The organism is Dyella sp. KRB-257 (genome assembly GCF_049445995.1).
In the GTDB taxonomy this organism is placed as follows: Bacteria; Pseudomonadota; Gammaproteobacteria; order Xanthomonadales; family Rhodanobacteraceae; genus Dyella_A.
This window is the reverse complement of the sequence record NZ_JBMSDZ010000009.1, coordinates 77,186-95,341: the sequence shown is the minus strand read 5'-3', so window position 1 is coordinate 95,341 and position 18,156 is coordinate 77,186. Positions and strand designations below refer to the sequence as shown.

17 protein-coding genes and 1 tRNA gene are annotated in these 18,156 nt (G+C 65.8%); all 18 read right to left on the bottom strand.

Going from position 1 to position 18,156, the window contains the following annotated elements; translation table 11 throughout:
- Positions 1 to 49: 49 nt before the first annotated feature.
- The 18 genes from nusA to ACO2Q2_RS09280 all read right to left on the bottom strand — a co-directional run bounded on the left by nusA (position 50) and on the right by ACO2Q2_RS09280 (position 18,075).
- Positions 50 to 1,555 carry a transcription termination factor NusA gene (gene nusA / locus ACO2Q2_RS09365; protein WP_423255500.1) on the bottom strand — a complete coding sequence of 502 codons (1,506 nt, stop codon included), beginning with the start codon at positions 1,553 to 1,555 and terminating at the stop codon, positions 50 to 52.
- Positions 1,556 to 1,610: 55 nt separating this feature from the next.
- Entirely contained in the window at positions 1,611 to 2,138 is a 528-nt protein-coding gene (rimP, locus tag ACO2Q2_RS09360; protein WP_423255499.1) for a ribosome maturation factor RimP, read from the bottom strand.
- Positions 2,139 to 2,338: 200 nt separating this feature from the next.
- A tRNA-Met gene (locus ACO2Q2_RS09355) sits at positions 2,339 to 2,415 on the bottom strand.
- A gap of 79 nt (positions 2,416 to 2,494) precedes the next feature.
- Entirely contained in the window at positions 2,495 to 3,949 is a 1,455-nt protein-coding gene (gene nuoN / locus ACO2Q2_RS09350) for an NADH-quinone oxidoreductase subunit NuoN (RefSeq protein WP_423255498.1), read from the bottom strand.
- 12 nt (positions 3,950 to 3,961) lie between these two features.
- On the bottom strand, positions 3,962 to 5,470 hold the full coding sequence (locus tag ACO2Q2_RS09345) for an NADH-quinone oxidoreductase subunit M (protein ID WP_423255497.1): 1,509 nt from the start codon (positions 5,468 to 5,470) through the stop codon (positions 3,962 to 3,964).
- A 15-nt stretch (positions 5,471 to 5,485) separates the two neighbouring features.
- Positions 5,486 to 7,594: an NADH-quinone oxidoreductase subunit L gene (gene nuoL / locus ACO2Q2_RS09340; protein ID WP_423255496.1), complete on the bottom strand. Its 2,109-nt coding sequence runs from the start codon at positions 7,592 to 7,594 to the stop codon at positions 5,486 to 5,488.
- Between the two features lie 4 nt (positions 7,595 to 7,598).
- The gene (gene nuoK / locus ACO2Q2_RS09335) at positions 7,599 to 7,907 is read right to left on the bottom strand and encodes an NADH-quinone oxidoreductase subunit NuoK (RefSeq protein WP_205631085.1); all 309 of its coding nucleotides are present in this window, start codon (positions 7,905 to 7,907) and stop codon (positions 7,599 to 7,601) included.
- Positions 7,904 to 8,548 carry an NADH-quinone oxidoreductase subunit J gene (locus ACO2Q2_RS09330; protein ID WP_423255495.1) on the bottom strand — a complete coding sequence of 215 codons (645 nt, stop codon included), beginning with the start codon at positions 8,546 to 8,548 and terminating at the stop codon, positions 7,904 to 7,906. Before ACO2Q2_RS09330 ends, nuoK begins: the two co-directional genes overlap by 4 nt.
- Before the next feature lie 15 nt (positions 8,549 to 8,563).
- Positions 8,564 to 9,055, bottom strand: coding sequence for an NADH-quinone oxidoreductase subunit NuoI (nuoI, locus tag ACO2Q2_RS09325; protein WP_423255494.1), 492 nt, complete (start codon positions 9,053 to 9,055; stop codon positions 8,564 to 8,566).
- Positions 9,056 to 9,227: 172 nt separating this feature from the next.
- Positions 9,228 to 10,244 (bottom strand): NADH-quinone oxidoreductase subunit NuoH, encoded by a 1,017-nt coding sequence (nuoH, locus tag ACO2Q2_RS09320; protein ID WP_423255493.1) that lies wholly within the window; start codon positions 10,242 to 10,244, stop codon positions 9,228 to 9,230.
- 4 nt (positions 10,245 to 10,248) lie between these two features.
- Positions 10,249 to 12,576 carry an NADH-quinone oxidoreductase subunit NuoG gene (gene nuoG, locus ACO2Q2_RS09315; RefSeq protein ID WP_423255492.1) on the bottom strand — a complete coding sequence of 776 codons (2,328 nt, stop codon included), beginning with the start codon at positions 12,574 to 12,576 and terminating at the stop codon, positions 10,249 to 10,251.
- Positions 12,576 to 13,901 (bottom strand): NADH-quinone oxidoreductase subunit NuoF, encoded by a 1,326-nt coding sequence (gene nuoF, locus ACO2Q2_RS09310; RefSeq protein ID WP_423255491.1) that lies wholly within the window; start codon positions 13,899 to 13,901, stop codon positions 12,576 to 12,578. The genes nuoG and nuoF overlap by 1 nt, the downstream gene beginning before the upstream one ends.
- A gap of 10 nt (positions 13,902 to 13,911) precedes the next feature.
- Entirely contained in the window at positions 13,912 to 14,439 is a 528-nt protein-coding gene (gene nuoE / locus ACO2Q2_RS09305; RefSeq protein ID WP_423255490.1) for an NADH-quinone oxidoreductase subunit NuoE, read from the bottom strand.
- A 112-nt stretch (positions 14,440 to 14,551) separates the two neighbouring features.
- Positions 14,552 to 15,817 carry an NADH-quinone oxidoreductase subunit D gene (locus ACO2Q2_RS09300; protein WP_423255489.1) on the bottom strand — a complete coding sequence of 422 codons (1,266 nt, stop codon included), beginning with the start codon at positions 15,815 to 15,817 and terminating at the stop codon, positions 14,552 to 14,554.
- Position 15,818: 1 nt separating this feature from the next.
- Positions 15,819 to 16,547 (bottom strand): NADH-quinone oxidoreductase subunit C, encoded by a 729-nt coding sequence (locus ACO2Q2_RS09295; protein WP_423255488.1) that lies wholly within the window; start codon positions 16,545 to 16,547, stop codon positions 15,819 to 15,821.
- 13 nt (positions 16,548 to 16,560) lie between these two features.
- Positions 16,561 to 17,118 (bottom strand): NuoB/complex I 20 kDa subunit family protein, encoded by a 558-nt coding sequence (locus ACO2Q2_RS09290; protein WP_423255487.1) that lies wholly within the window; start codon positions 17,116 to 17,118, stop codon positions 16,561 to 16,563.
- Entirely contained in the window at positions 17,109 to 17,465 is a 357-nt protein-coding gene (locus ACO2Q2_RS09285; RefSeq protein ID WP_423255486.1) for an NADH-quinone oxidoreductase subunit A, read from the bottom strand. The genes ACO2Q2_RS09290 and ACO2Q2_RS09285 overlap by 10 nt, the downstream gene beginning before the upstream one ends.
- Before the next feature lie 256 nt (positions 17,466 to 17,721).
- Entirely contained in the window at positions 17,722 to 18,075 is a 354-nt protein-coding gene (locus ACO2Q2_RS09280; RefSeq protein WP_423255485.1) for a PilZ domain-containing protein, read from the bottom strand.
- Positions 18,076 to 18,156 lie beyond the last annotated feature (81 nt).

Genomic DNA, 18,156 nt, shown 5'->3' with positions numbered 1-18,156 from the left:
CCCCGCAGGACTCCCCCGGCGCGCCCTTCCAGGGCGCGTCCGCTCGCGGTTAGCCGCCTTTCTCCAGCCGCTCGATCATCGGCGCACGTGCGGCCATGATCAGCGCGGCAGCGCGCTCTTCGTCCATGCCCTCAATGTCGATCAGGTCGTCGACCGCGAGGTCGGCCAGATCGTCCACCGTGCTGATCCCGCGGGCCGCCAGCGCATACGCGGTGGCCTCGTCCATGCCCTCGATCGCCAGCAGCTCCTCGGTGGGCTGGTGCTCGTCGATACCCTCTTCCACGGCCAGCGCCTCGGTGAGCAGCGCGTCGCGGGCGCGGGCACGGAGCTCCTCGACGATGTCCTCGTCGAAACCCTCCACCGCCAGCAGCTCGGCGCTGGGCACGTAGGCGATTTCCTCGACGCTGGAGAAGCCTTCCTGCACGAGGATGTTGGCGATCTCCTCGTCCACTTCAAGCTTGTCCATGAACAGCGCCAGCGCCGCCTTCTGCTCGGCCTCGCTCTTGGCGGTGACCTGGTCCTGCGTCATCACGTTGAGCTGCCAGCCGGTGAGCTTGCTGGCCAGTCGCACGTTCTGGCCACCGCGGCCGATCGCCTGGGACAGCTTGTCCTCGGCCACCGCGATGTCCATCGAATGTTTTTCCTCGTCCATGATGATGGATTGCACTTCGGCCGGCGCCATCGCGTTGATGACGAACTGCGCCTGGTTCTCGTGCCACAGGATGATGTCCACGCGCTCGCCGTTGAGCTCGTTGGACACCGCCTGCACGCGCGAGCCGCGCATGCCGATGCACGCGCCGATCGGATCGGTGCGGGTGTCGTGGGCGAGCACGGCGATCTTGGCGCGATCGCCCGGATCGCGGGCACAACCCTTGATTTCGACCAGGCCCTGGCCGACTTCCGGCACTTCGAGCTTGAACAGTTCGATCATGAATTCCGGCGCGGCGCGCGAAACGAACAACTGCGGCCCGCGAACTTCGGACTTCACCTCGTAGAGATAGCCGCGCACGCGGTCGCCCACGCGATGCGACTCGCGCGGAATCGTCTTGTCACGCGGGATGAAGGCCTCGGCATTGCTGCCCAGGTCCAGGTAGATGTTGCCGCGCTCGACGCGCTTGACGATGCCGATCACCAGCTCGCCCACGCGGTCACGGAACGCATCGACCACCTGCTGGCGCTCGGCTTCGCGCACGCGCTGCACGATCACCTGCTTGGCGGCCTGCGCGGCAATGCGCCCGAACTCGGCGTTCTCGATCTGCTGCTCGACGAATTCGCCGACCTGCGCGTCTTCGCGCTCGTCCACGGCGTCCATCAGGCGCACCTGGAAATACGGCGATTCCATCTCGCCGTCGTCGGCGATGACTTCCCAGCGGCGGAAGGTCTCGTACTCGCCGGTGTGGCGGTCGATCTCCACGCGGATGTCCGGATCCTCGTCGGGGTAGCGCTTCTTGGCGGCCGAAGCCAGCGCGGCCTCCATGGCCTCGAAAATGACCTCACGCGGCACGCCCTTCTCGTTGGCAACCGCGTCGACCACCAGCAACAGTTCTTTGCTCATTGCAACCACTCCGTAGGTCGCCGGACAACCGGCGCCTGCTCGTCAGGGATATGTCTCAGTTGGCCTTCGGGGCCGGTTTCTTGCCACCCTTCCTGGGCTGCGGCACGTAACCGAGCGCCACCCAGTCCGGCACCACGCGCGCACCGTCCACGTCCGCATGGTCGAATTCGAATGTCTTGCCTTCCGCTTCCAGCACGATCTGCTCGTCCTGCACCTGCATCAGCTTGCCGCGCAGACGGCGGCGGCCATCGATCGGCGCCTTGAGCAGGATCTTCACTTCCTGCCCGAGCACGCGGGCGAACTGCCCGGCGGTGAACAGCGGACGGTCGATGCCCGGCGAGGACACCTCCAGCACGTAGTGGCCCGGAACCGGATCTTCCACGTCCAGCAATGCCGACAGCTCGCGGCTGGCCGCCTCGCAATCGTCGATGCCCACCTCGCGCCCTTCCGACCGGTCGAGCACGTCGAGATAAACGCGAAGCGTACTCTGCCCCTGCGACGGGGAGAACTCCACGCCCAGGCATTCCAGCTGGAGGTCAGCCAGAACCTCGCTGAAGCGTTGTGCCAGTGCCAGGGTATCCATGTCGGTACCGATCGTTTTCCAGTCGCCAGAAACAAAAAAAGGGCTCGAAACGGCCCATTCCCTTACCACGCCGATGTGCCGGCTCATCCAGCCTTTCCGGGCCTGCGGCCGGGGCGATAGGGCCCCTGGCCGGTCGGCGACGCTTCCTTGCGCCCAACAAAAAAGCCTCACGAGGAGGCTTTCTTGTTCTAAGAAAGATCTGGTAGCGGGGGCAGGATTCGAACCTGCGACCTTCGGGTTATGAGCCCGACGAGCTGCCAGACTGCTCCACCCCGCATCAGAGTCCGCAGACTATAGCGACATGGCCGGTTTCTTGCAAGCCTTGTCGCGATTTTTTTTGCCGCCGGATCGGCCCGTCAGCCGGCGAACGCGCTGCGGCACCAGGCGATCAGCGGCCCCCAGTACAGACCCAGCGCGAGCAGACCCAGCGCATTCAGCGACAGCACCACGCGCACCGAGCCGTCGGCCTGCAGGCGCAGCTCGGAACCCTCGACCGGCTTGTCGAAGTACATCACCTTCACCACGCGCAGGTAGTAGTACAGGCCGATGATGGCGAACACCGCGCCGACGATCGCCAGCCACATCATGCCGGCGTGGATCGCCGCCTGCAGCACCAGCAGCTTGGCGAAGAAGCCGAACATCGGCGGCACGCCGGCCAGCGAGACCATCACCAGCAGCATCAGGAAGGCCAGCCACGGCGAGCGCTGGTTGAGGCCGCGCAGGTCGTCGATCTCCTCGCACTCGAACCCCGCCCGTGCCAGCGCCAGGATCACGCCGAACGAGGCCGTGCTCATCAGCGCGTAGCTGATCGCATAGAACATCGCTGCCGAGTAACCCTCCGGACCGGCCGCCGCCAGGCCCAACAACAGGTAGCCCATGTGCGAGATGGTCGAATAGGCCAGCATGCGCTTGAGGTTGGTCTGCACGATCGCGACCAGGTTGCCGATCGCCAGCGACAGCACCGCCAGCACGCCGAGCATCAGCTGCCACTGGTGCGCCACGTCCGCCATGCCGCCGGCCAGCAGGCGATAGGCCATGCCGAAGGCGGCCAGCTTCGAGGCCGAGGCGATGAAGGTGGTGATCGGCGTCGGCGCGCCCTGGTAGACGTCCGGAATCCACATGTGGAACGGCGCCACGCCCAGCTTGAAGCTGATGCCCACCACCATGAACACCAGGCCGAACAGCAGCAGCGTCGGCGCCGTGGTGTAACCCATCACGTGCTGCAGCTGGGCCAGATCCAGGGTGGCCTGGCCGCCCATGCCGGAGGCGCCGTACACCATCGACATGCCATACAGCAGCATGCCGGAGGCGAGCGCACCGAGCACGAAGTATTTCATCGCCGCCTCGGACGGCAGCGGTGCGTCGCGATTGAGCGCCACCAGCGCGTAGGACGACAGCGACAGCAGTTCCAGCCCGAGGTAGACCGTCACCAGGCTGCCGGCCGAGACCAGCAGCATCACGCCGATCACCGCGAAGATCATCAGCGTGTAGAACTCGCCGATGAACAGCTTGCGGTCGCGCAGGTAGGGCCGCGCGTACACGAACACCAGGATCGTGGTGAGCAGGGCGAACACCTTGAGGATGGTCGCCACGCCGTCGCGCAGGAACATGCCGTGGAAGGCGCTGAGCGGGACGGCCGGCGCCGCGCCCGCCACCATGTAGATGGCGACCGCCAGCACGGCGATGGAGAGCCAGTGGATCCAGTTGCGGTGCTCCGGCTTGAGAAATGCGTCCATCAGCAACAGCAGGCACGCGGCCGCCACCAGGTAGAACTCCGGCAGCAGGATCAGGATGTCATTCATTGTGGGCATGGTCGGTCCCGATCAGATCTTGTGTACGGCCAGCTGCTGGACCAGCTGCGCCACCGAGCTGTCCATCAGGTGGATCAGCGGCTGCGGCCAGATGCCCAGCGCCAGCACCGCGGCGGCGAAGGCGCCCAGCACGAAGGTCTCGCGCCCGTTGATCTCCTTCATTTCCGCCACGTGCGGATTGGTGATGTCGCCCCACAGCACGCGCTTGACCATCCACAGCGTGTAGGCCGCGCCGATGATCAGGGTGAACGCGGCGAACAGCGCGATCCACGGATTGGCGGTGAAGCTGGCCAGCACCACCATGAACTCGCCGACGAACCCGCTGGTGCCCGGCAGGCCGGAGTTGGCCATGGCGAACAGCACGTAGAAGAAGCCGAACCAGGGCATGACGTTGATCACGCCGCCGTAGTCCTTGATCTGTCGCGTGTGCAGGCGGTCGTACAGCACGCCGATGCACGAGAACATCGCACCGGAGACGAAACCGTGCGAGATCATCTGCACCATCGCACCCTGCATGCCCAGCTTGGCCGCATCCGGATTGTTGGCGTCGCGCACCAGCATGAAGGCGATGAAGATGCCCAGCGTCACGAAGCCCATGTGGGCCACCGACGAATAGGCCACCAGCTTCTTCATGTCGTCCTGCACCAGCGCGACGTAGCCGATGTAGACCACCGCGACCAGGCTCAGCACGATCACCAGCGGCGCGAAGTGCGCGGCGGCGTCGGGCGTGATCGGCAGCGAGAAACGCAGGAAGCCGTATCCGCCGATCTTCAGCATCACCGCCGCCAGCACCACCGAGCCGCCGGTCGGCGCCTCCACGTGGGCGTCGGGCAGCCAGGTGTGCACCGGCACCATCGGCACCTTCACCGCGAACGCCAGCAGGAAGGCGAAGAACAGCCAGCTCTGCTCCTTCATGGTCAACGGCAGCGCCGCCAGCGTGTGCAGGTCGAACGTACCGGCCTTGAGGTACAGGTAGATCAGGCCGACCAGCATGAAGATCGAACCGAGGAAGGTGTAGATGAAGAACTTGATCGTGGCGTACACGCGCCGCGGACCGCCCCAGACGCCGATGAGGATGAACATCGGGATCAGCATGGCCTCGAAGAACACGTAGAACAGCAGCGCATCGGTGGCGCAGAACACGCCGATCATCAGGCCTTCGAGCACCAGCATGGCGGCCATGTACTGGTGCGGCTTGTCCTGGATCACCTCCCAGGCGCCCACGATCACCAGGATGCCGACGAAGGTGGTGAGCAGGATCAGCGCCACCGAGATGCCGTCCACCGCCAGGCCGTAGTGCACACCGAGCGAGGCGATCCACAGATGGTCCTCGCCCAGCTGCATGGCCGCACCAGCAGCGTCGTACTGCGACAGCAGAAACAGGCTGACCACGAAGGTGAGGATGGCGACCAGCAGGGCGAGCCAGCGGGCCAGTCCCGGTCGGGCGGAACCGGCCAGCAGCACCGGTACTGCGCCAGCGACGGGAAGCCAGATCAGCAGGCTGAGCAAATGATTGAACATGGAGCTGGATTCCCTTTAGTGCCCGACCAGCCAGAACCCGCCGAGCAGCAGGATCAGGCCGAGAATCATCGCGAAGGCGTAGTGATAGAGGTAGCCGGACTGCAGCCGACGCGCGTTGGCGGCGATGCGCTGCACCAGCCCGGCCGAGCCGTCGACCAGCACGCCGTCGATCACCGCCGCGTCGCCTGCCTTCCAGAACATCCGGCCAAGCTTCACGCTACCGCGGGCGAAGACCGCGAAGTACACGTCGTCCACCCAGTACTTGCGGTCCAGCATGATCCACAGCGGCTTGAGCGCGCCCTTGATCCGGCCGGCCAGCGCCGGGTTGAACAGGTAGATGTAGGTCTGGATGAGGAACGCCGCCAGCACCAGGAAGAACGGCCATTGGGTGAACCCGTGCAGCGCCATCGCCGCCGCGCCGTGGAACTTGCCGGCCAGCTCGCCCAGCACGTTGTTCGCCTCTTCCACGTGGATCGCCCGGCCGAACCAGTTGCCGAACAGCATCGGGCCGACGGTCAGGAATCCGATCAGCAGCGACGGGATCGCCAGCAGTATCAACGGCAGCGTCACCACCCACGGCGACTCCTTCGGCGCGTGATGCAGTACGCCGGGCGTCCCATGGTGCGGCTCGGTCATCGAATGCTCGTCCGGATGCACCGATTCATTCGAAGCGCCGGGATGGTCGGCATGGGATTCGGCATGTGCATGGGTGGCGGCTTCGGCGTGCCCATGTTCGCCATGTGCCTCGACGGTGAAGCGCTCCTTGCCGTGGAAGGTCAGGTACATTTGACGGAAGGTGTACAGCGCCGTGACGAAGGCACCGGCCATCACGCAGAAGTAGGCGTAGCTGGCGCCCCAGCGATGCGATTCGCCCACCGCCTCGATGATCGCGTCCTTCGAGTAGAAGCCGGCGAAGAACGGCACGCCGCACAGCGCCAGCGAGCCGATCCACATGGTGATCCAGGTGATCGGCATGTACTTGCGCAGGCCGCCCATGTAGCGCATGTCCTGCTCGTGGTGCATGGCGATGATCACCGAGCCGGCGCCGAGGAACAGCAGCGCCTTGAAGAAGGCGTGGGTCATCAGGTGGAACACCGCGCCCGAGTAGGCCGACACGCCCAGCGCCACTGTCATGTAGCCCAGCTGCGACAGCGTGGAGTACGCCACCACCCGCTTGATGTCGTTCTGCACGATGCCGATCAGGCCGGTGAACAGCGCGCCGGTGGCACCGATCACCAACACGAAGCTCAGCGCCGGGCCGGACAGCTCGAAGATGGGCGACATGCGCGCCACCATGAAGATGCCCGCGGTCACCATCGTCGCGGCGTGGATCAGCGCCGAGATCGGGGTCGGGCCTTCCATCGAGTCGGGCAGCCACACGTGCAGCGGCACCTGAGCCGACTTGCCCATCGCGCCGATGAACAGCAGCACGCAGATCACCGTGGCGGCATCCCACGCATGGTTCTGGGTGATCTGCAGCGTCTTGCCCACCAGGGTCGGCGCGTCGGCGAACGCGGCGGCGTAGTCCATGGTGCCCAGGAAATACAGCACCGCGGCGATGCCGAGCAGAAAACCGAAGTCGCCCACGCGATTGACCACGAACGCCTTGAGGTTGGCGAAGATCGCGCTCGGGCGCTTGTACCAGAAGCCGATCAACAGGTACGACACCAGGCCCACCGCCTCCCAGCCGAAGAACAGCTGCATGAAGTTGTTGCTCATCACGAGCATCAACATCGAGAAGGTGAACAGCGAGATATAGCTGAAGAAGCGCTGGTAACCGTCGTCGTCGGCCATGTAGCCGATGGTGTACACGTGCACCAGCAGCGACACGAAGGTCACCACCACCATCATCATCGCAGTGAGGCGATCGACCAGGAAGCCCACGCTGGCGCTGAACTTGCCGATCTCGAACCAGGTGTACAGGTTGTGGTTGTAGACCGGCGCACCGCCTGCGGTGATCTGGTACAGCACGTAGAACGAAAGTCCGCAGGCCACCAGCAGGCCGAGGATGGTCACGCTGTGCGCGCCGGCCCTGCCGATGAACTTGCCGAAGAAGCCCGCCAGCAGGCAGCCGACCAGCGGCGCCAGAGCGATGGTGAGCAGAATCGAAGTCGAAAGTTCCATCCGCTCAGCCCTTCATGCTGTCGATTTCGGCGACGTTGATCGTGCTGCGATTGCGGAACAGCAGCACCAGGATCGCCAGGCCGATCGCGGATTCCGCCGCGGCCACGGTGAGGATGAAGAACACGAACACCTGGCCGGAGACGTCGCCCAGGAAGCGCGAAAACGCCACGAAGTTCATGTTCACCGCCAGCAGCATCAACTCGATCGCCATCAGCAGCACGATGACGTTCTTGCGGTTGATGAACAGGCCGGCCACGGAGATGCAGAACAGCACCGCGCCGAGCACGATGTAGTGCGAGAGCGTGAGCATCACTTGGTCTCCTCGGCGGACGGCGGGTCGTACGACGTATCGGCGGCCATCTTGACGATGCGCACACGATCGCTCGCCTTCACCGCCACCTGCTGGCTGGCGCTCTGGTAGCGCGCACCGCCGCGATGACGCAGCGTCAGCGCCACCGCCGCCACCACGCCCACGGTGAGGATCAGCGCGGCGATCTCGAACGGCAGCAGGTAATCGGTATACAGCGCATGGCCCAGCCAGGCGGTGTTGGACAGGCCGGCAGCAGTGGCGGGATTCTCGCCCAGCACCGTGGCGTGCATCGCGCGCACGCCGATCAGCGCCAGCATCTCGCCGAGCATCACCAGCGCCACGATCAGGCCCACCGGCAGGAACTTGACGAAGCCCTCGCGCATCTTCTCCTGGTCGATGTCGAGCATCATCACCACGAACAGGAACAGCACCATCACCGCGCCCACGTAGACCACGATCAGCGCGATGGCCAGGAACTCGGCCTCGGCCAGCAGCCAGATACAGGCGGAGCTGAAGAAGGTGAGCACCAGCGCAAGCACGGCATGCACCGAGTTGCGCAGGGTGATCACCGCCAGCGCCGAGGCCACCGTCACGGTGGCGAAGGCGTAGAAGCAGACGAGCTGGAACAACTGTGGATTGATCATGAATATCCCATGCCCTCAGCGGTAGGCCGCGTCTTGCGCGCGGGCGGCGGCGATATCGGCCTCGAAGCGGTCGCCAATGGCGAGCAGCTGCGGCTTGGTCACCACGTTCTCGCCACGCTGCTCGAAGTGGTACTCGTGGATCGAGGTCTCCACGATCGAATCAACCGGGCAGCTCTCCTCGCAGAAGCCGCAGAAGATGCACTTGAACAGGTCGATGTCGTAGCGCGTGGTGCGACGCTGGCCATCACTGGCGCGCGGCGCCGAGTCGATGGTGATCGCCAGCGCCGGACACACCGCCTCGCACAGCTTGCACGCGATGCAGCGCTCCTCGCCGTTCGGGTAGCGGCGCAGCGCGTGCAGGCCGCGGAAGCGGTTCGACTTGGGGATGTGCTCCATCGGGTAGCGCATCGTGTACTTGGGCTTGAACATGTAGCGCATGGTCAGGCCCATGCCCTTGAGCAACTCGATCAGCAGCAGGCTCTTGAAATAGTGGGTAATGCGGTTCATGGGAACGCTCTCGGCTTGACTCCCTTCTCCCCGCCGGGGAGAAGGTGCCCGTCAGGGCGGATGAGGGGCGGGTGCATGCATAAGCATGGCTCTTTGCGTTCGCCTCCTCTCCCCTCCGGGGAGAGGATCGAGGTGAGGGGCAGGTGCTCGCCAAAATCTCGCATCATCATCTTCACACCACGACCCAGCCGAAATACTTCATGCAGCCGGCAACGAGGACCCACACGATGGTGATGGGAATGAACACCTTCCAGCCCAGCCGCATGATCTGGTCATAGCGGTAGCGCGGGAAGCTGGCGCGGAACCAGAGGAACATGAAGGCGAACACGAAGGCCTTGATGAACAGCCAGATGAAGCCGCCATGGCCGATCCAGCCCCAGCTCTCGGGGAACGGGCTCAGCCAGCCGCCCATGAACAGGACCGAGGCGAGGAAGCTCACCAGGATCATGTTGGCGTACTCGGCCAGAAAGAAGATCGCGAAGGCCGATCCGGAATACTCCACGTGGAAGCCGGCGACGATCTCCGACTCGCCCTCGGCCACGTCGAACGGCGCGCGGTTGGTTTCGGCCACGCCGGAGATGAAGTAGATGACGAACACCGGCAGCAGCGGCCACATGAACCACTCTCCGATGCCCTTCGGGCCGGACTGCGCGTGCACGATGTCGGTCAGGTTGAGCGAACCGGCCAGCACCAGCACGCACACCAGGCACAGGCCCATCGCCAGTTCGTAGGAGATCACCTGCGCGGCCGAGCGCATCGCGCCGAGCAACGCGTAGCGCGAGTTGGAGGCCCAGCCGGCCAGGATGATGCCGTACACGCCCAGCGAGGTCATCGCCAGCAGGTACAGCAATCCCGCGTTGACGTTGGCCAGCACCATCTTCTCGCCGAACGGGATCACCGACCACGCGGCCAGTGCCGGTACCAGCGCCAGCATCGGCGCGAGGTAGTACAGGAACTTGTTCGCGTTGGTCGGCAGAATCACTTCCTTGATCAGCAGCTTGACCACGTCGGCGAAGGCCTGCAGCAGACCCAGCGGGCCGATCTTGTTCGGCCCCATGCGCACGTGCATCCAGCCGATGACCTTGCGCTCCCAGTACACGAACATGGCCACCGCCAGAATCAGCGGCACCGCGATGCACAGGATGTAGATGACCGGCCAGACGAGCTGGTTGAGGATCTGGTCGCCCATGGGCTTAAGCCTTGCTCAGGGTGAGGGACGCGCCGTAGGCCGGCAGCGTCGCGGTGAGTTCATGCGCGGCCTCGATCCACGCGGCGCCGTCCGGCACTGCGCCATCGACCACCACCGGCAGCACGACGTGGCCCACGCGCACCGAAGCGCCATCGGCGACGCCCTGGCGGGCGGCCTCGTCCGCGTTCAGGCGCACGGCCGGGGCGCGGTTGAGCGGATGGGCGTTCAACGCCGTCGCGCGGCGCAGCACGGCGTCGGTGCGGTAGATCGGCCAGTCGGCCAGTCGACTCGGCCCGGCGACCGCGGAACGCACGGCCAGACCCGCATTCGCCGCAGCGGAAGGACGCTCGGCCATGCCCGCACGCAGGCCGGCGAGATCGTCGAACTCGAAGCCGGCGAACTGCATCAGGCCACCGAGCGCGCGCAGCACCTTCCAGCCCGGACGCGCCTGGCCCGGCGCCTTGGCGCCCGCCAGTTGCTGCTGGGCGAGGCCATCCACATTCACCAGCGTGCCCTCCGATTCCGGTAGCAGCGCGATCGGCAGGATCACGTCGGCCACGTCGCGCAACGCCGGGCTGGCGTAGGCGGCGAACGCCACCACGCTCTCGGCGCTCAGCAGTGCCTTGAGCGCGGCGTCGCCGTCGGCGAAGTCGTGCGGCGGCTCCACGCCGTACAGCACATAACCCTTGCGCGGTTTGGCCAGCATTGCCTGCGCGTCGAGGCCGCCGTTGCCCGGCAGCACGCCGGCACGGCCGAGGCCGATCGCATTGGCACCCACCGGCAGTTCGTTGAGTGCGGCGCCGGTCGCTTCGGCAATGAAGCGGGCAATGGCGCGCAGCCAGGAAGCCTGCGGGTGGGTCACCGCCAGCTCGCCCAGCACGATCACCGCGCTGCCGCTCTTGAGTGCGGCCAGCGCCTCGGTGTCGCCCTGGTCCGAGGACGCATGCCCGATCGCATCGACCAGCGCCGCCGGCGCCGAGGCGCCCGCCGCCACGGCCGCATGGGCCAGCGACAGCAGCGCGTCGACCAGCGCGTGCGGCGCGACCACGGTCTCGCCCGCCAGCCGGTAGTTGAAGTCGAAAGCAGCCGGGTTGACCGTGTAGACCCTCGCGCCCTTCTTCACCGCCTGATGCAGGCGATGGTTGAGCAGCGGCATTTCGTGACGCAGGTTGGAGCCGACCAGCAGCGCGGCGCGTACCTTGGCCACCTCGGCCACCGGCATCGCGAACGTCGTGGCCGCGGCAGCGTCGGCGAAGTCGAGCTGGCGCAGGCGGTGGTCGACGTGGACGCTGCCCAGGCCGCGCGCCAGACGCACCAACAGGTCGCCCTCCTCGTTGCTGGTGGCTGGATGGACCAGCACGCCCAGCTCGCTGCCCGGCAGCTGCTGCAGCGCCTCGGCGGCGAACGCCAGCGCGTCGTCCCAGGTGGTCGCCTGCCACCGGCCATTGCGCTTCACTTCCGGTACGCCGATGCGGTCGGCGGCATACAGGCCCTGATAGCTGTAGCGGTCGCGGTCGGACAGCCAGCACTCGTTGATCGATTCGTTGTCGCGCGGCACCGTGCGCAGCACTTCGCCGCGGCGTGTGTGCAGCCACAGGTTGGAACCGAGCGCGTCGTGGTAGCCGATCGACGGCTTGGCGATCAGCTCCCAGGCGCGTGCCTTGAACTGGAACGGCTTGTCGGTCAGCGCGCCGACCGGGCAGACGTCGATGATGTTGCCCGACAGCTCGGTATCGAGCGTCTTGCCGATGTAGGTGCCGATCTGCAGGTTCTCGCCGCGGTTCATGCCGCCGAGCTCGTAGGTGCCGGCGATCTCGCTGGTGAAGCGCACGCAGCGGGTGCACTGGATGCAGCGGGTCATCTCGGTGGCGACCAGCGGACCGATGTTCTCGTCGGCCACGGTGCGCTTGCGCTCGGTGTAGCGCGACACGCTGCGGCCGTAGCCCAGCGCCACGTCCTGCAGCTCGCACTCACCGCCCTGATCGCAGATCGGGCAGTCCAGCGGATGGTTGATCAGAAGGAACTCCATCACGTCCTTCTGGAACTTCAGCGCCTTCTCCGAGCGCGTCATCACCCTCATGCCCTCGGCCACCGGCGTGGCGCACGCCGGCTGCGGCTTGGGCATCAGCTTGCCGCCCATCTCCACGTCGACCAGGCACATGCGGCAGTTGGCGGCGATGGGCAGCTTACGGTGGTAGCAGAAGCGCGGGATCGCCACACCGATGGCGTCGGCCGCTTCGATGATCATGGCACCCTTGCGGATCCGGGTGGGCTTGCCGTCGATCTCGATATTGAGCAGATCGAGGGCGGGGGGCACTGGCTGCGCGCTCATCAGGCGGCGACTCCCTGGTTTGCTGCGGCAAACTGGTCATCCACGATGGAGCGACCGTTGCGCACGAAGTATTCGAACTCGTCCCAGAAGTGGTGCAGGAAGCCCTGCACCGGCCAGGCGGCCGCTTCGCCGAAGGCGCAGATGGTGTGGCCCTCGATCTGCCCGGCGACCGCCTTCAGGCGATGCAGGTCGTCCTCGCTGCCCTTGCCTTCCACGATGCGGCTGAGCACGCGGTACATCCAGCCGGTGCCCTCGCGGCACGGCGTGCACTGGCCGCAGGACTCGGCGTAGTAGAAGCGCGCGATGCGATGGCAGGCGCGCACCATGCAGGTGGTCTCGTCCATCACGATCACGGCACCGGAGCCCAGGCCCGAGCCGGCCTTCTGCAGGCTGTCGTAGTCCATGGTGCATTCCATGATGGTCGCCGCCGGCAGCACCTTCATCGAGGAGCCGCCCGGGATCACCGCCTTTAGTTTGTTGCCGTTGCGCACGCCGCCGGCCATCGCCAGCAAGTCGTTGAACGAGGTGCCCAGGCGGATCTCGAAATTGCCGGGCTTGTTGACGTGGCCGGAGACCGAGAACACCTTCGGGCCGCCGTTGTTCGGCTTGCCGAGGTTCAAGAACCACTCCGCGCCGTTGCGCAGGATTGCCGGCACCGAGGCGTAGCTCTCGGTGTTGTTGATGGTGGTGGGCCTGCCGTACAGGCCGAAGTTGGCCGGGAACGGCGGCTTGAAGCGCGGCTGGCCCTTCTTGCCTTCCAGCGACTCCATCAGCGCGGTTTCCTCGCCGCAGATGTAGGCGCCGGCGCCGAGCGCGGCATGGATGTCCACGTCGATGCCGGTGCCGCCGATGTTCTTGCCCAGCAGGCCGGCCGCATAGGCTTCCTTCAGCGCTTCCTCGAAGTGCTCGAACGGCTCGTGGTGGAACTCGCCGCGCAGGTAGTTGTAGGCCACCGTGGAGCCGGTCGCGTAGCAGGCGATCGCCATGCCCTCGATCACCGCATGCGGGTTGAAGCGCAGGATGTCGCGGTCCTTGGCGGTGCCCGGCTCGGACTCGTCCGAGTTGCACAGGATGTACTTCTGCATGTCGCCCTTGGGCATGAAGGACCACTTCAGGCCGGTCGGGAAGCCCGCGCCGCCGCGGCCGCGCAGGTTGGATTTCTTCACCTCCTCGACGATCGAGGCCGGGTCCGGCTTCTCGGCGAGAATCTTCTTCCACGCCTTGTAGCCGTCCATCTGCACGTAGCTGTCCATCGACCACGGCTTGTCGAAATGCAGCGTGGTGTAGACAACCTGGTGTTCCTGCGGAGCGGGTCCGACTGCCATTACCGATGCCTCACTTGAGCCCGTCGAGGATCTGGTCGACCTTCTCGATCGTCAGAAATTCGTGATAGTGGCCGTTGACGGTCATCGCCGGTGCGCGCACGCAGGCAGCGATGCATTCCTCTTCCTTCTTCAGGTAGACGCGCCCGTCCGGCGTGCTTTCGCCCAGCTTGATGCCGAGCTTTTCCTCGCAGTGCCGCACCAGGTCCTCGGCGCCGTTGAGCCAGCACGAGATGTTGGTGCAGATCGCCACGTTGTTGCGGCCCACCGGTTTGGTTTCGAGCATCGAGTAGAAGCTCGCCACCTCGTAGGCCCACACGGCCGGCAGCTCGAGGTACTTCGCCACGGCGGTGATCAGTTCGTCGGTGAGGTAGCCGTGGTTCTGCTCCTGCGCCGCGAACAGCGCCTGGATCAGCGCCGAGCGCTTGCGGTCCGGCGGAAACTTCGCCACCCACGCATCGATGTGATGGCGGGTGTGGTCGTCGAGTACGGCGAGCGGGTCGACGTTCCTGACCTGGTCGTAATGTCCGGTGGCTTTCATGGTTTTTGGGCCGTGATTGGGGATTCGGGATTCGGGATTCGGAAAAGCGGGTTGTCGGATTGGCACGTTGCTCCCGCCAATCCCGAATCCCGTATCTCGAATCCCGCCGTCCTCATCGATCCACCTCGCCGAACACGAGGTCGTAGGTACCGATCATCGCCACCACGTCGGCCAGCATGTGGCCGCTCACGATGGGATCGATCGAGGAAAGATGCGCAAAGCCCGGCGCGCGCAGGTGCACGCGGAACGGCTTGTTGGCGCCGTCGGAGACCAGGTAGCAGCCGAACTCGCCCTTGGGCGCCTCGACCGCGCAATAGGTCTCCCCGGCCGGCACGCCGTAGCCCTCGGTGAACAGCTTGAAGTGATGGATGAGGGCTTCCATGTCCTCCTTCATCTCCTCGCGCGAGGGCGGCGCGACCTTGAAGTTCTTCAGCATCACCGGGCCGGGGTTGGCGCGCAGCCACTTCACGCACTGCTGGATGATGCGGTTGGACTGGCGCATCTCTTCCACGCGTACCAGGTAGCGGTCGTAGCAGTCGCCGTTGACGCCGACCGGAATGTCGAAATCCATCTGCGCATACCTGGCGTACGGCTGCTTCTTGCGCAGGTCCCAGGCCACGCCCGAGCCGCGCAGCATCGCGCCGGTCATGCCCCACTGCTGGGCCAGTTCCGGGCTGATCACGCCGATGCCGACGGTGCGCTGCTTCCAGATGCGGTTGTTGGTGAGCAGTTCCTCGTACTCGTCGACCTTGGACGGGAAGTCGGCGGTGAACGCGTCGAGGAAGTCCAGCATCGAGCCTTCGCGCCAGCTGTTCAGGCGCTTGAGGTCGGCGCCCTTGTGCCAGGGCGACTCGCGGTACTGCGGCATCTGCGCCGGCAGGTCGCGGTAGACGCCGCCGGGGCGGTAGTAGGTGGCATGCATGCGCGCGCCGGAGACCGCCTCGTAGCAGTCCATCAGCTCCTCGCGCTCGCGGAAGGCGTACAGGAACACCGCCATCGCGCCGAGGTCGAGCGCGTTCGAGCCGATCCACATCAGGTGATTCAGGATGCGGGTGATCTCGTCGAACATGGTGCGGATGTACTGCGCGCGCTCCGGCGCCTCGATGCCCAGCAGGGTCTCGATCGCGCGCACGTAGGCGTGCTCGTTGCACATCATCGACACGTAGTCGAGCCGGTCCATGTAGCCGATCGACTGGTTGAACGGCTTGGACTCGGCCAGCTTCTCGGTGCCACGATGCAGCAGGCCCACGTGCGGATCGGCGCGCACGATCGTCTCGCCGTCCATCTCCAGCACCAGGCGCAGCACGCCGTGCGCCGCGGGATGCTGCGGACCGAAGTTCATCGTGTAGTTGCGGATTTCCACAGAGGCAGCCTTCATCTCAGTTCTCCCGCCAGTGGTCGGCGGCCTCGGCCTTGGCCTGCAGCAGATCGGCATCGTCGCGGATCACCCGCGGCACCAGCACGCGCGGCTCGATCGAAACCGGTTCGTAGATCACCCGCTTCTGCTCGGGGTCGTAGCGCACCTCGACATTGCCGATCAGCGGGAAGTCCTTGCGGAACGGATGGCCGACGAAGCCGTAGTCGGTGAGGATGCGGCGCAGGTCCGGATGCCCCTCGAACAGGATGCCGTACAGGTCGAACGCCTCGCGCTCGAACCAGTTCACGCCCGGCCACACGCCGGTCAGCGACGGCACCACCGGCAAGCTGTCGTCCTCGGCGAACACGCGCAGGCGCAGGCGCTGGTTGTGCTCGATCGACAGCAGGTGGATCACCGCGGCGAAGCGGCGCGGGTTGCGCTCCGGATGCGGACGGTCGGCCCAGCTGAAGCGGCCGACCGCCTCGCCTTCCACGCCGCGCGAGAAACCCTCGCCCGCGGCGGTGTTGGTGTCCCACTCGGTCTGGCCGTAGCCGAGGTAGTCGATGCCGCACAGGTCGATCAGCTCGCTGAAGCGGAACGAGGGTTCGTCGCGCAGCGCGGTGGCCACGGCCAAGAGGTCGGCGGCACGGACCTCGGCAGTCACTTCGCGACGGGCGACGCTGATCGAGAGCAGGTCGCCGAAGCGGGCCGTGAGGCGCCCGGCGAGCGAGGTGTCTTGCGTATCAGTCATGGGGCAGGCGCCTTCAGGAACGCGCGATGGTGCTGGTGCGGCGGATCTTCTTCTGCAGCTGCAGGATGCCGTGGATCAGCGCCTCGGCCGTCGGCGGGCAACCCGGCACGTAGATGTCCACCGGCACGATGCGATCGCAGCCGCGCACCACGGAGTACGAGTAGTGGTAGTAGCCGCCGCCGTTGGCGCAGCTGCCCATCGAGATCACCCACTTCGGGTCGGGCATCTGGTCGTAGACCTTGCGCAGCGCCGGGGCCATCTTGTTGACCAGGGTGCCGGCGACGATCATCACGTCGCTCTGGCGCGGGCTGGGGCGGAAGATCACGCCGTAGCGGTCCAGATCCAGGCGCGCGGCGCCGGCGTGCATCATCTCCACCGCGCAGCAGGCCAGGCCGAAGGTCATCGGCCACATCGAACCGGTGCGCGCCCAGTTCATCAGCGCATCCACCGAAGTAGTGGCGAAGCCGCGCTGCACGATCGGGTTGTCGCCGGCCGGACGCAGGATGTCGTCGACCAGGTTCAGCGGCTGCGGGTTGTGCATCACCCGGTCGATGGAGGACATCACTCCCATTCCAGTGCTCCCTTCTTCCAGACGTAGGCGAAGCCGATCACCAGCAGCAGCAGGAACAGCGCCATCTCGATCAGCGCGATGAGGCCGATCGACTGGAACACCACCGCCCACGGAAACAGGAAGGCGATTTCCAGGTCGAAGATGATGAACAGGATCGCCAGCAGGTAGTAGCGCACGTCGAAGCGCATGCGGGCGTCCTCGAACGCTTCAAAGCCGCACTCGTAGGGCGCGAGCTTTTCCGCTTCGGGCCGGCGCGGACCGACGAGCATACCGATGGCGAGCAGCACCAGGCCGAGGCCGGTGGCGACGCCGATGAACAGCAGGATGGGCCAGTATTCGGCGAGCACGATGCAACGTACCTCCGCGCCCGCGGGCGCATCAGTGACCGTGGGGAAGACGGTCCGGGAAGTGGCTTCAGCGGAAAGCGACGGCCGCGAGCGGCTCCATCACGATCACCCACGATCCGTCGCAGGCGTCCGACCGGCCACGATCTGGTTCGGGGATCGGGCTATTGTATCAGTGCGGGCGGGTGACACGACAAGTATTCGGGCGCGCAGATGACCGTGCATCGCCATGAAATGGCGTGCGCGCTTTTCGCCGGCGTCACATCGTGCTGGTGGGGCGATCGGAGGCCGTCATGCCGGCGAGCAGGTTTTCGATGCGCTGGCGCGCCACTTCGCCATCGCCGGATTCGCTGAAATGCACGCCGATGCCTGCCGGGCGATTGCCCTGGGCGCCGACCGGGCTGATCCACACCACCTTGCCCGCCACCGACATCCGCTCGCTTTCGTCGATCAGGCTGATCAGCAGCACCACCTCGTCGCCCAACGCATAGCGTTGCGTGGTCGGAGCAAACAGGCCGCCGTTCTTGAGGAAGGGCATGTACGCGCCGTAGAGCGACGCGATGTCCCTGATCTTCAGCGAGATGATGCCCTGGCGGGCGACGACGGGATTCATGCCTGCTCCTGGCGGACCATTCACGCGCGGAATGGATTGCCCATCGTAGCGATGGGCGCCGCGGTGCGCAAAGCGCCCGTG